Source organism: Aquimarina sp. AU119, from assembly GCF_900312735.1.
Taxonomy (GTDB): domain Bacteria; phylum Bacteroidota; class Bacteroidia; order Flavobacteriales; family Flavobacteriaceae; genus Aquimarina; species Aquimarina algiphila.
This window is the reverse complement of sequence record NZ_OMPF01000005.1, coordinates 37,128-51,298: the sequence shown is the minus strand read 5'-3', so window position 1 is coordinate 51,298 and position 14,171 is coordinate 37,128. Positions and strand designations below refer to the sequence as shown.

The 14,171-nt window shown below is 30.9% G+C and carries 13 protein-coding genes; 8 read left to right on the top strand and 5 right to left on the bottom strand.

The features are described from left to right. Position 1: 1 nt before the first annotated feature. From DK442_RS05805 to DK442_RS28775, 8 genes are all read left to right on the top strand, one after another. Positions 2-1,840, top strand: a complete 1,839-nt coding sequence (locus DK442_RS05805; RefSeq protein WP_109434921.1) for a tetratricopeptide repeat protein — start codon at positions 2-4, stop codon at positions 1,838-1,840. A 25-nt stretch (positions 1,841-1,865) separates the two neighbouring features. Continuing rightward, on the top strand, positions 1,866-2,615 hold the full coding sequence (locus DK442_RS05800) for a LytTR family DNA-binding domain-containing protein (protein ID WP_109434920.1): 750 nt from the start codon (positions 1,866-1,868) through the stop codon (positions 2,613-2,615). Positions 2,616-2,733: 118 nt separating this feature from the next. Then, positions 2,734-3,357 carry a hypothetical protein gene (locus DK442_RS05795; RefSeq protein WP_109434919.1) on the top strand — a complete coding sequence of 208 codons (624 nt, stop codon included), beginning with the start codon at positions 2,734-2,736 and terminating at the stop codon, positions 3,355-3,357. 43 nt (positions 3,358-3,400) lie between these two features. Further along, complete coding sequence (locus DK442_RS05790) at positions 3,401-4,102, top strand: VWA domain-containing protein (RefSeq protein WP_109434918.1); 702 nt, start codon at positions 3,401-3,403, stop codon at positions 4,100-4,102. 5 nt (positions 4,103-4,107) lie between these two features. Beyond that, entirely contained in the window at positions 4,108-4,809 is a 702-nt protein-coding gene (locus DK442_RS05785; protein ID WP_109434917.1) for a hypothetical protein, read from the top strand. Positions 4,810-4,833: 24 nt separating this feature from the next. After that, positions 4,834-5,904, top strand: a complete 1,071-nt coding sequence (locus tag DK442_RS05780; protein ID WP_109434916.1) for an OmpA family protein — start codon at positions 4,834-4,836, stop codon at positions 5,902-5,904. 121 nt (positions 5,905-6,025) lie between these two features. Then, positions 6,026-6,337: a hypothetical protein gene (locus DK442_RS05775; RefSeq protein WP_109434915.1), complete on the top strand. Its 312-nt coding sequence runs from the start codon at positions 6,026-6,028 to the stop codon at positions 6,335-6,337. A gap of 205 nt (positions 6,338-6,542) precedes the next feature. Then, positions 6,543-6,665 carry a hypothetical protein gene (locus DK442_RS28775; protein WP_255412210.1) on the top strand — a complete coding sequence of 41 codons (123 nt, stop codon included), beginning with the start codon at positions 6,543-6,545 and terminating at the stop codon, positions 6,663-6,665. A 192-nt stretch (positions 6,666-6,857) separates the two neighbouring features. Here DK442_RS28775 and DK442_RS05770 read toward each other — a convergent pair whose 3' ends face one another. The 5 genes from DK442_RS05770 to DK442_RS05750 form a co-directional block, all read right to left on the bottom strand. Further along, positions 6,858-8,312: a hypothetical protein gene (locus tag DK442_RS05770; protein ID WP_109434914.1), complete on the bottom strand. Its 1,455-nt coding sequence runs from the start codon at positions 8,310-8,312 to the stop codon at positions 6,858-6,860. 82 nt (positions 8,313-8,394) lie between these two features. Beyond that, positions 8,395-9,714, bottom strand: coding sequence for a M24 family metallopeptidase (locus tag DK442_RS05765; protein ID WP_109434913.1), 1,320 nt, complete (start codon positions 9,712-9,714; stop codon positions 8,395-8,397). Between the two features lie 118 nt (positions 9,715-9,832). Then, the gene (locus tag DK442_RS05760; protein WP_109434912.1) at positions 9,833-11,929 is read right to left on the bottom strand and encodes a VWA domain-containing protein; all 2,097 of its coding nucleotides are present in this window, start codon (positions 11,927-11,929) and stop codon (positions 9,833-9,835) included. A gap of 129 nt (positions 11,930-12,058) precedes the next feature. Continuing rightward, the gene (locus DK442_RS05755) at positions 12,059-13,174 is read right to left on the bottom strand and encodes an AMP-binding protein (protein WP_109434911.1); all 1,116 of its coding nucleotides are present in this window, start codon (positions 13,172-13,174) and stop codon (positions 12,059-12,061) included. Positions 13,175-13,232: 58 nt separating this feature from the next. After that, positions 13,233-14,165, bottom strand: a complete 933-nt coding sequence (locus DK442_RS05750; protein WP_109434910.1) for a CPBP family intramembrane glutamic endopeptidase — start codon at positions 14,163-14,165, stop codon at positions 13,233-13,235. Positions 14,166-14,171: the final 6 nt, after the last annotated feature.

Genomic DNA, 14,171 nt, shown 5'->3' with positions numbered 1-14,171 from the left:
AATGAAAGTATCTTTTATTGTTATTATTTATGCACTAGTACTCAGTTTACACGGGATACATGCACAATCTGAAGTAGAAAAAACTCAAAAAATAGAACAACACTTATTAAAATCTAAAGCTTTATTACAAAAAGATTTAGATAGCTCTCTTTTTTATGTTGAAAAAGCTCTAGAATTATCCAAACTAATTGCTAATGATACGTTATTAGCCAAATCTCGTTTACAAAAAAGTAGTGTTCTTATTTTTAAAAAAGGGTTTTCTGAAGCAGATTCATTACTTCAAAACAATCTTAAGAATGAATTACCAAAACATATTGAGGGGCAAACATTACATAATCTAGGGACTATTCAATATTACAAACAAGACTTTAAAAGAGCGTTAGATATTTACCTAAAAGCAGCAAAGATCTTAGAACAAACTAATAATTCTAAACAACTTGTAAATACGTATACGAATATAGGCTCTATTAATGCTGCACTCAAAAACTTCAAAAATGCGCAAACGTATTTGGAAAGAGCTTTACCATTAAGTGAATTTAATGAAATTTTGAGATTACAGATCCTCGTGAATCTTTGTAACATTTATAAGGAACAAAAACTCTTTAAAAAATTTACAGATAATATCTTTGAAGCTGAAACTTTAGCAAAAAAATATAAAGCAAAAAATATCTTATCTGTAATATATAATAACCTTGCCCCTTATTATACAGAAGAAGGAGCTGATTATAACAAAGCTCTTGATTACGGAAAAAAAGCAATTATATTAAAAAAAGAACTTAATCAGACGAGTACTTTAAATGTTTCCTATAATAATGTAGGACATTCTTATCTCAAAAAAGGAGAATATAGAAAAGCGATACAATATCTGGATAGCGCAGTGCCCGGTACGCAAGGAGTATTAAAGTCATATATCTACAATAATCTAAAAGAATCCTATTCTGGTTTAAAAGATTACAAAACTGCAATTCTATACGCCGATCTTAAAGATCAAATCAAAGATTCTATTACTAATGCCGAGCAAAAGGAAAAAGTAGCTGAACTAACAGAAAGATTTGAATCTGAAAAGAAACAACAACAAATTGATATTTTAGATACAAAAAATGAATTACAAGCACTTACTATAAAACAACAAAATTATATACTTATCGTATTGATTATTTTTGGTGTACTGGTATTAATTTTAGGGTATTTTGGGTTTAAAAGTTACAAAACCAGACAACAACTGGATACTGTGTTATTGCAACAAAAATTAAGAAAAACACAGTTAAATCCACATTTCTTATTTAATGCTTTACAAAGTATTCAAAATTTTATCTATCAAAATGATAAAGAAAAATCTGGTTCGTATTTAGCTAGCTATTCAAAATTAATTCGACTAATTTTAGAAAAATCAGATGATAACTTTACTAGCGTTGAAGATGATAAAACCGCTTTAGAATCTTATCTTAATCTACAACAGCTTAATTATAATAGTAAATTTGACTATACTATTGATGTTGATAGTACTGTAGAAGAAGATTTTGACATGTTACCTACTCTCATTACCCAACCTTTTGTAGAAAACGCAATATTACATGGGCTAAAAGATAGTGACACAGGAAACATCGTAGTAAAATACTATAAAAACAATAATACTTTATATGTATCTATTGTAGATAATGGTAAAGGTTTTGAAACTAAAAAAGAAAATGCCAAACGATTACACAAATCCATGAGCATGGGGATTATTAGAGAACAGTTAAAAAACCTCAATAAAACTTCAAAACATTTTGACGGACATATTTCTATTGATTCTTCTAACGAGGGAACAAAGGTTATTCTAAGTTTTACTGCGGCATAATCAAAAAGTATACTACCTTTATCCTATGAGTAATATATCTTGCTTTATTGTTGAAGATGATCCACAAGCACTTACCTATGCATCTGCTATTGTAGAAAAATATGGTACCATTAACATTATTGGGAGTTGTGACTCTATAATAAAAGCTTCAAACCAAATAAAAGAGTTAAAACCTGACTTTATCATTCTGGATGTTTTTTTAACCGATGGAAATGCATTCGAATTTCTTGCTCTTTTTAACACTATCGAATTCAAAATTATTTTCACTACTTCATTTGCCAAATATGCCATCGATGCTTTTAGGTTCAGCGCATTAGATTATCTTTTAAAACCTTATGAAGAGAAAGAATTAACTTTGGCTTTGGATAAAGTAATTCAGGATATCCACAAAACAAACTATCAATCACAATTAAACACACTTCTTCATAATCTTTCTCATAAAGATCAGTCAAAAAAACTTGTACTAAAAAATGCCGATGCTATTCACATTGTCGATATTAAAGACATTTTATATGCAAAGTCAGATAATAACTACACTACATTCCTTCTTGTAAATAACAAAGAAATTTTGGTTTCAAAACCTCTTAAATCTTTTGATGAAAAGCTAGGTAGTTATAATTTTTTTCGTGTACATCAGAGCTTTCTAATTAATCTTAGCTATATATCTAAGTTTGATAAACGCAATGAAGAAGTAATCCTTAAACAAGAACATTGCATACCAGTAGCACAAAGCAGAAAAAAGAATCTAATAGAATATATTAACCAATTGTTTTAAGATTCTCTTTAAACTCCCTTGATTTCTAAATACTCCTCTGCAAATTCACATTTATAAAAAATCTTGTTTTTAATAGATTTAAATTAGTTCATAAAACTATTTTAAAACAGAAAAAACAATGAAAAAAACTGCAATCACAATAGTATGTATTGCGTTATTATTTTCCTGCGGAAAAGATAAAAGCGGAGAAAAAGAACCCGGGCTATTTGACGTAATTGAAAGTGTTTCGGATCTTAATCAAATGGCCAATGAAGCAGAAAAAATTGAAGAAGAAAGCGAACAACTAAAAAATGCCACACCTATCTCCAAAGAAAAACTAAAAGCTTTATTACCAGAAAGTTTATTGGGGTATCCAAGAAAAAAATTCTCTATCGGAAATCAATTTATGCCAGATATGAATATGGCAGAAGCCGAATATGAAAACGAAAATGGAGATCTTATTTCTTATTCTATAATTGATGGCGCGGGAGAAACAGGTAGTGCAATGGTAACACTTGCCCGATTAGGTTTTTCTAGGGATTTCGAAGAACAGAGTGATTCTGGGTATAGAAAATCCATAACTATAAACGGATATAAAGCTATAGAAGAAGTAGAAAAAGATAGCTACGATGGTAGTGAAGATTCTAAAATAGAACTTCTAATCTCCAATAGATTCATTGTTACTCTAGACGGAGAAAGAGTCTCTATGGTTCAATTAAAGAACGCCATTAAAGAACTTAAATTAAATCAACTAGGGCAATAAAAAAAGAATAGCACATCACACAAATATTTAATTGGAATAAAAAATGAAAAAGATAAAATCAATTTTATCACTTTTATTACTACTTGCCATGTTTCAGTCATGTTATGTCATGAAAAAATCTGATCAGTTTTTCGGCATTGAAACATCAAATCGAAATACACTATATCTCATTGATATATCCGGAAGTATGGAAGGTATTGATGAAGGATCTGTAAAAGATCAGGTAATGCGTGAAGCTGGCAATAAAGCTGGAAATGTAGTAAGTAAAACTATTGGGGGGAAGATAGGTAACATTCTTGGTAAGCAGGTAACCAAACAAGCAACCAAATTAGGTGCTGTAAAACGAAAACTAATACCTGCAATAAAAGGATTACCTGATGGTAAAAAATTTGTTGTTTTTGCTTATAACAATAATGTAACCAAACAATCTATAGAACTTAGAATCGCTACTAATACATCTAGAACCTCTTCAAATATTTTTGTTGAAAACCTAAAAGCTGGAGGAGGTACAAATACACTAAATGGTCTTTTAGAAGCCTTATCTACAGAAGGAGTTGAGGAAATTGTATTAATGAGTGATGGTCTTCCTAATGGAGGTCCTCAAGCAGTACTAGAGGAAATACGAAAAGTAAATACCAAGGGAGTTATCATACATACTATTGCTTTTGGCGAAGATGCTGATCACAACTTTATGAGAACGTTAGCACAGGAGAACCAAGGTACATTCATCACTTCTAAAATGTAATATAAATGAAAATTAAAATTGGAATACTTATAACCATACTTGTTACTCTTTTTTGCATACGTTCATATGCTCAGAACTGTGATGAAGTATTATTTATGAAAAAAGGTGCTATCCTTACTTATACTGATTATAACAAAAAAGGGAAAGAGCTTAACTCAACGGTACATGAAACGACATCAGTTACGCAAGAAAATAATCTCTACACGGCCATAATTCAAGCTACCAGAAAAGATCAAAAAAACAAAGAAACTTTTACCACCAGCTTTAAAACCAGATGTGAAGGAGGACTGTTTAGTGTAGACATGATGCGTTTCTTTAACTATGATAAGTTATCAGAACAACAACAAAAAGGACTTAAACTGAAAATAGATGGAGATGTTCTAGAATTTCCTGTAAACAGTAAAGTAGGAGATCAAATGGATGATGGCCACATCACAATAAAACTAAACAGTGAAGGATTTACACTTATTACTATGACTTTTGATATCAAAAACAGAAAAATCGTTGGAGAGGAGAGTATTACTACTCCTGCAGGAACTTTTGATTGCCAAAAAGTAACGTTTGATTTTGAAAGTAAATTCGGAATCATAAAAGTAAAAGGTAGTGGTATAGAATGGTATCATGATAATGTTGTGGTCATAAAATCTGAATCTTACAATAAAAAAGGAAAATTGACTGGATATCACCAATTAACAAAAGTCCAGTAATCTAAATCATAAAAATATAACGAAATGACAAAAGTAATTTGGGTAATCTGCTTATCATTACTATTAACGAATTGTAAAAATAACACTGGAGAAACAGAAGAAAAAGAACGAATACAGACAGAAGAAGAAACTTCTATTCCTGATAGTGAAACAACTGAAACTGTAGAAGTAATTAAAAATACAGAAACAGAAAAACAACCTGTCAAAGAATTTAACTGGAATGACATCCCTATTACTAATCAAGATATTGGTGACTATCCATATATAACTCCTCCAAAGGGAATGGAGGTGAGTGAAAGTAGTAGTGCTACAAAATCTTATGATTTCCACAAATTAGAGATGTTTGATGGCACTTCTTTCTTTGCTTTTGAAGGACGTGTTGAAAAAATGAGTATTAAGATGAGTCTCAAGGATAATTCTGATCAAGACTGGAATCAGTATTTATTTGACAAAAGTGTTTCAGAATATCTTGCATCAATTGGAGCGAAGTTAATTTCTGATCAAAAAATTCCTGAAGAACTCATGGTCAATTTTGGGGATACCTCAAACGAAAGATATGCTCATATGCATGATTTTTACATTGGCGATGTGGTAAACGATAAAGTCAGAATGTATGTTTTGAGAACGCAATCTCAAAAAATAGGTTTCCAGGTATATTCAAACACTGCTACAGGCGAAATAGGTATTGTTGAAGTTAAAGATTTTGAACAAACCATTGAAAAAATTACTGCTAGTGAAATTAAAGAAGAGATTGAAAAAAACGGATTTGTAGCCCTTCATATTAATTTTGATACTGGAAAATCAAGAATAAAAACAGACTCCTACTCTATCATAGACGAAATTGTTAAAATGCTCAAAAACTCACCTGATCTAAAAATTAGTATCGAAGGACATACTGATGATGTGGGTGATGATAGTTCAAATCTAAAACTATCAAAAAATCGAGCTCGAGCAGTTTTAATGGCATTAACAGATGAAGGAATTGAAGAATCCAGGTTAAGTAGCGAGGGGTTTGGTGAAACTAAACCTGTCTCAGATAATACTACGGAGGATGGAAAAGCACAAAACAGAAGAGTAGAATTAAGAAAGCAATAACGATAAACTACTGGATATTGATTATGATTATTTTACTTTCATAATTAAATATACCAAAGTCTGAACTTACCGAAAAAGGACTTAAAAAAAAGGAGTAGGTATCATTAAAAATATTTAAGAAATGATAGTATGGTCAGGAAGAGGATTCCTTTCGGTATTAGTATTGGCCGTGATCCTTGTCGTATTTACATCTATTTTGCCAAAAGAACAAAGTGATTATGCCTATATTATTGGACTCTTCGTAGCTGGAGTTTTTAGTTGGTTCATGGGTAAAAAATGGAATCAATCTGATGGGAGAATTGTAATAGACAAGCAAACAGGGCAAGAAATTATTATAAAACCAAATCACAGCCTCTTTTGGATTAAGATGCAATATTGGGGAATTATTTTTGGAGGTATTGGCATACTAATGCTGATCAAACAATTTACATAAATAAGTCCGAATTTATCAATATCATGTATAAACTATAACAACCTATTTTGTTTATTACTATTTTCAATGTATAATAATGCTCATCATTATAACTGGATAAAATATAGAATATTAATTTATATTTTTTTTATCTGCAAGATTTTAAGGAATATCAAAATTAGTAAGGGATAAAACTAATTTAAATTAACATCTAAAATTTTACGCAATGATTAAGAACATTTTAAATTTAGAAAAAGTCACAATTCTTAAAAAAGAAGACCAAAAATCAATTAATGCTGGTTTTTTGGGAGCCGTATGTCCAGAATTCCGACCATGTTGGAATGAATGATAGTGACTGCCATTGCGGAAGATGTGGTGCAACGGTAAATGGTTTTTACATACCTGATTTATGTGCTTTCTAAGGGGATAAAAAATTAGGATAAATCATTATCCTATGATTTAATTAAAAACTCCAATTGTTAGAAATCTAATAATTGGAGTTTTTGCATCTGTAGTTTATTCAAAAAAATAAAAACACTTTTTAATTTAAATAATCGTCTTCATATTCTTTTGAATATTTATTATCAATTGGGAAGTGTTTATTTAATGTTCTAGAGTCTACCCTATCAACAGATATCCATCTTTCATAGGGTATATTTCTTAGATTTTTTGAGCGATTTCTATTAATTACCATATCTATAAAATCGTCTTTACTATTAATTTCTGAGCTTTTATAAATAGATAATTGTGGAGTTCCGAGGTTCTCAGCTGTAATATTAAAGCCATCTTCTTTTTTAATAAATTCTGAAATCAAATCTTTTAATGTAATTGATATTGATGGCGTAGCACCATTATAGATTACCCAATTAAATCTTTTAGTAGTCGATAATATATTATCGCCATCACTATATCCTGCAGCAAAATTGAAATAATCATACTCACCCGTCACTGTAGCTTGATATGATAGGAAAGAGTTATTAGTTATAGAAGCATTTAAACTGGATGGAACATACATTTTAGGAATATCATTAATAGTAGCATAAAAATCCCTGGTATGAGTAATAAAATTATCATATGATGCTGTTCCAAAAAATGAATATCTTTCAAAAATATTCTCTGGTAAAAAAAATTCTTTTGATAGCTCATCCGTTGCAAATAATAAACTACTATCAAATCTAAAAAAATCTGTGTTTTTTGATAAATCAACACCAGATATACTACTAGTAAACCTTCTAAATGTTGAATTTGAAGAACTTAAATCAGGGAAATTAATTTTAACTTGTTTCGCTTTTGGTAAAGTGTTATAATCCAAACTAACCAACTGTCCATTACTTAGCTCTTGTCTTGTGTACCTAAAATCCTCGTTACCAGGATCTTCACTTTGAGCATAAGCATAAACCGTGTTAACACCATTCTGTTTAACTTTTATCTCAAAATTGAGTCTATTATCCACAATAGGTAAACTGCTTGATGTAGAACTTCCAAAACTAGTGCTATGGGATGCATTTAAGAAACTAAACGGTACATTTTCAAATTTTAGTTCTGCAGTTCCTATAGCTGTTCCTCGATCTATATCAAGATCATAAAAGTATTCACGGTTAGAGACATCAAGAAAAGTCTGAACAAAATATCTTACAACATTTTCATATCTAAATTCTGGTTCTGTATCAGATTCAATATATCTAAGTACAAAATGTAAATGGTATGGTTTATTCTTATCGTATTCTGCTTCTAATTTAACCTCTGTATTTGTTTCTATACTATTTCTTGCCAAAATAGTACCATCTTCTCCAGTTATAATAGCTTCTAGACTAAGGTCTTTAATTTCTTCATTAAATCTAAGACTAGAATTTGCTCCTCTAGATACAGTTAATAAAATTGTATCTTCTTCCCCAACAACTTCATTACCATCTGGTTCATCAACTATTGGATCATCATCAGAACTGCATCCGAAAAAGATTATACTTAAAAATAAAAATGTAAATAAGTGCTTCATAAACAGAGTTGATTAATTTGAAAGCGCGAAAATAGCTAAAAAACCTTTTTTATATACTCTATTATGAAAAGATTGAAATAAATTAACGTTTGGGAATTGTGATCAACTCTGTCTGTCTTTCATTTACATACCTAAAACCTGATTCTCCCCAAAAGCCTGCTTCTTCAAGCATAATACGAATATCTTTCTTCCATTCTGGTAGATTGACTGTGGTATTCAGTTCGATAGCATATACCGTATTTTCATACAATTGGTAATCTCCCGTTCCTTGAACTCCTCCTTGAGAGTCCCACATACCAATAGTAGGTCCAGCAGAATGTCCATATAACCCTAGTGGATGAGTATATATTGATGGTTTTAGCCCTTCTGTTTTTCCTTGCTCCAGGGATTTCAGTAATATCTCATTTCCTGTCTTCCCTGTTTCAAAATTTGATGTAAAAATATCCTGCACCCTATTTCCATCTGTAAAAGCTTTAACCAAATACTCTGGAGGGGAAGTTTCTTCGTTTCTTAAAATATAAGCATGTTGTTGACAATCTGTATTTAACCTCAAATACGTAATTCCAAAATCACAATGAATCAAATCACCAGGTCTAATTACTTTATCTTTTGGTCGGTCAGAAAAGGAAACGATATGACTTTTAAGTACTTCGCCAGATCGTTGAATATCTACTGTAGGATGAAACCATGTTTTTAATCCCATATCGGTTACTTTTTGTCTTAACCACCACACTACATCATCTGTAGTTGTAGTTCCTGGTTGTATTACCGAAGTGCTAAATGCTTCTTCAATAATATCATGAGTAATCTTTACCAACTCTTTATATATTTCCATCTCTTGTTGAGTACGAGTTTCTATCCAGGCAATGGCTAACTTCTCAGCAGAAACCACTCGAGATTTATATTCTTGTGGTAATGCCTCCATAAACTCTTCATAGTCCGTTTTTACAATACCATCTAATATCCCAAAGTCTTTAGAGTAATTAATTCCTATTTTTTGAGGATTTCTTTTTGAGATGATATCGATCAGTGCTTTCCATTGATCAGGTTGCTTCTCTTTATCCCATGCAGAATCAATATTTTTACCTACACTATATCTAGCTACGGCCATTTTTTCTATAGTATTCTTGACTTTATCTCTATAAAAAACTAATATTGTCCTTCTTCTGGCATTCAACCATGTTGCGGGTAGCATTGTTTTAAGCACAGGGTCTTCATTATACTCTCGTGAAATCAAAATCCACATATCAAACTCTGTTTTATCCATCAATTGAGGTAAGAGATTATCAAACCTTTCTTTTAGAACCATATCAATAGCTGCCGCTCTTTCTCTTTGCTTAAGGATTTGTGATTGAATAGTTATGCTAAAAAGAAATATCGTGATTAAAATGAGGTTTTTCATTGTAAGATTAGTGTGAGGTAATTAATAAGGTGTATTAAAAATTAAATGTATTACAAAAAAGAGACACCTGCAATGTTTTGCAAGTGTCTATTCATATTCAATCATTTATTCTAACCCTTTATAATCCATTATAACTATTCATCAATCTTACAAATTCTGCTTTATATCCCTGATCATCTTTTTCTTTGTTTGTTCTGGCTAAAGAAATTATAGCATTAAGATCCTCATTTTCAATATATTTTGAATTTCTTAATTTCATTCCAAACCAAGCTACAGAGGCTGCAAAATTAAAGTCTTGTGAAACAGAAGATTTATTATCGGTTTTTAAAACATGAATCATTTCGATACTTTTTCTTTCCTTCGGCTTTTTATATCTAAATTTTACTGTTAATAGCTCATCTCCATAATCTGTATTCATTTTTGAATCTGTATATTTTAGATTTGCAACATCCTTAACATATTCACTTTTTACTCCTACGGGAACTACTTCATAAAGTGCTGTAACTGTATGACCACTTCCTAATTCTCCAGCATCTTTTGTATCATCTACAAAATCTTCATCTTCCAGATGTCTATTTTCATATCCGATTAAACGATATGCTTGTACTTTTCCCGGGTTAAACTCAACTTGTATTTTCACATCCTTAGCAATAGTATATAACGTGCCTCCAAATTCTTTACCCAATACTCGTTGTGCTTCTTGCATTGTATCAATGTATGCATGATTTCCATTCCCTTTATCTGCTAATGTTTCTAATTTACTATCCTTATAGTTTCCCATACCAAATCCTAGGCATGTAAGAAATACATTTGATTTTCGTTTTTCTTCGATTAAATCTTTCATTTCCTTATCACTACTTATTCCAACATTAAAATCCCCATCTGTAGCAAGAATTACTCTATTATTTCCGTTTTTTATAAAGTTTTCTTTAGCTATTTTATATGCTAATTGAATTCCCTCTCCTCCTGCTGTAGAACCTCCTGCCTGAAGATTTTGTAAAGCTTGATTGATTTCTTGCTTATTTGCACCCGATGTAGGTTTTAATACCATTCCTGCTGCTCCTGCATATACCACAATTGAAACCTTATCTTTCTCTCTTAATTGCTTTACCAAGAGTTTAAATGCCTTTTTAAGTAATGGTAATTTGTTACTATTACTCATAGATCCAGACACATCAATTAAAAACACAAGATTCGAAGGAGGGATCTCATTTTGCGGAATCTCTTTTCCTTTTAATCCGATCTTAACCAATTGAGTTTTTGCATTCCATGGAGTCGATGTATATTCTGTATGAATTGCAAAAGGATGTTTTCCTGTAGGTTGTTCATACTCATAATCAAAATAATTAATCATTTCTTCAATTTTAACTGCATCTGCAGGAATATTAGTTCCATTATTGATCATTCTTCGAATATTACTATAAGATGCTTTATCTACATCTATAGAAAAAGTAGACAGGGGAGATAAATTGACTCTTTTAAAATCATTTTCTATAATCTCTTTGTATGATTCATCATTCTGCACTTTATAATTACCCGATTTTGTAGTAATCAAGACTACTCCACCTGATGCTCGACTGCCGTAAATCGCAGACGTTTTTTTATTTTTAAGTACTTCAGTTTTTATAATATTCTCTGGTTTTATGGCTTTTACTAAAGCAATATCCCTACTATTTACAGGTACTCCATCAACTACATATAATGGTTGATTAACATTTGAAATTGAATTCATTCCACGAATTCTAATCGTACTATTATTCTGATTTGTATACCCCTTATTAATAGTTTGTTTTCGCGATAGTTTCCGTCTACGTTTTCTAGGTTTACGAGAAATACTTTCACTAGACACTACAGTAGCAGAAGCGGTGATTTGTCTTTTATATACTGGTGCGTAGCCTACAACTACTACTTCTTCTAATTGAGCAGCAGACACTTGCATAGTTACATGCATAGTAGTAGATTGGGAGTCTACTTTCTTTTCTTCGGTTTCATATCCAAGATAAGAATACATCAATGTATCCCCTATATGTGCAAGAATAGTATAGTTTCCATCAAAATCGGTTTGTACTCCTTTATGACTGCCCTTGATCAAAATATTAACCCCTGGTAAAGCTAAATTTTGATTATCCGTTACTTTTCCTGTAACTTTTATTTCTTGTGCATTTAAAACTCCTATAGAAAAGAAGAATAAAAACATATAATTTAATAGTTTCATAGTGGATAGTTTTTAATTACAAACTAAAACTAAATGTTCTTCTATGGGCTAGCAATCAAAAATGAGTGAAGTAGGCTTTCTGATGAGTAAAAAGGATATAATTAATTTTAATATTCCTTAAAATTCAGATTAGAATTTAGAATTTAAAGCTAACTCTACTGTTTGCTTTCTTTGTACTTTTCCATTTTCTGTTCCTATAAATTGAGGGAGGAAATGAATTTCTTTTGGGATTTCGTATTTGTTTAGGGTATTTAAATTTTGTATTCCTTCCCGAAGTGTGAGATATGCAATTTTATCATAATCACGTTCTATGAGTAAAATTACTTTATCACCTAATGCATCATCTGGTACACTGGTAATAAAAAAACGATGTCCAATTAATAACTGTAATTTTGTTTCTATCTCTTCTGGATATAACTTTACTCCTCCACTATTAATTACATTATCATGTCGTCCTTTCCACAAAAATTTTTTATATGTTTTAAGTTCTACAACATCATTGGTAATGATAGTTTCTTCATTGAGCTGAGGAGCTTTAATAACTAGGCAATTTCTATTATCTATGTTCAGCGTTATATTGGGTAATGCTTTAAAAAAATTAGCATCTTTTTTATCTTTTTTCTTTGGATTTATCCTACGTGCGGCAATATGAGATACCGTTTCGGTCATACCATAAGTTTCAAATATTTTAGTCTTAATACCTTGAACAAGTTCTTTTAGGTTTTCTGAAACAGGTCCCCCTCCTACGATTAACTTTTTAATCAAATGAAGCCTGTTTAAAGAATTATCTAATTGCAAAGGGACCATAGCGCAAAAATCATATTGCTTATAAACTGTATCAAGAGGAATTGTTTTTGGAGGGACTAAATCTATCTTCCATCCTAATACCATTGCTCTTATCAGCATCATTTTACCGGCTATATAATTTGCAGGAAGACATAATAACGCTGTTGTACCTTCTTCTGCTTTAAAAAATTTACCGGTAGCTCTTGCACTATTAATCATATGTTTCTTGAACACCTTAATCTTTTTTGGTTTCCCGGTAGATCCAGATGTTTGTACAATTATATGATCTTTTTCATTTAACCAATCTAATAAAAAGTTTCCTGCATCCTGTTCATATACTTCTCCATCTTTTACAAAATTATAAGCAAAATACCTTAGTCCTTCCTTATCCAAGGAGTTCTTGTTTATTGAAAAACTCTGGTGTATTTCTGGTAAAGAAAATTCGCTATCAGTTTGCATACTCAAATTTCAATTTTCTAGTATATCCACAGGTTAACAGTGTGTAAACAGTATATTATTATTCTGTTATCCCAGAAGCCTCTTCTTGAACATTATTAAATGTATTCAAGGATCCAAAAAGTTTATCTTTCCACCCTGTCCATTTATATTTTTTTGACAATATGAATAAGAACATTGGAAAAATCACTAAAATAGGTAGTAAGATTTCATATCCAGAAGTTGGATCAGATTTATCTAGAAATATAGAGTCTGTCTGCAATGCCGTCCAGTCTGCAGTTACTAAAAGAACTGTCACTAAATTATTAGCCGCATGAAAACCTAATGCTAATTCAATCCCTTCGTCCATTAAGGTAATAATTCCTAAAAAAAGACCTGTGCCTATATAGTAAATCATCAATATAGGCCCTATTTTATCCACTTCGGGATTAGCAATATGCATAACACCAAAAAGTATAGATGTTAAAAATAATGGCATCCATTTATTCCTAAAAGCTAACCCCAACCCTTGCATTAGATATCCTCTGAAAAAGTACTCTTCAAAACTTGTTTGTATAGGAACTAATATCAAAGCAATAGCCGTAAGAATAAGAAACGGAATAGGCTTAAAATTAATCTCGTAGTTTTCTGGAGTCACAAAATATACAATTAGTGTAGAAATAATAATAAATGAGGCCATCAGAATAAAAATGAAGAAAATACGCCCCCAATCTACTTTTTTCCTACTAGTAGTAAGTGATAAAAGACTTTGTTGATGAACATACCTAACCCAAAAAAACAAACCACCTAATAAAACCACAAAAAATGCCATATTTTCTGCAAAAAATCTATTTTTTCCTTTTGCAAGGATTTCTTTTTCCATTATAGAAGCAATATCAATTCCCATTAGTTTTATTGCCAAATAATTAAACCCCATTAATCCCATAAACACTATCGGGATCGGCAAATATTTCCACATTCCTAATTTTCCTTGTCTTCCTTGTGTGATATACATATAATT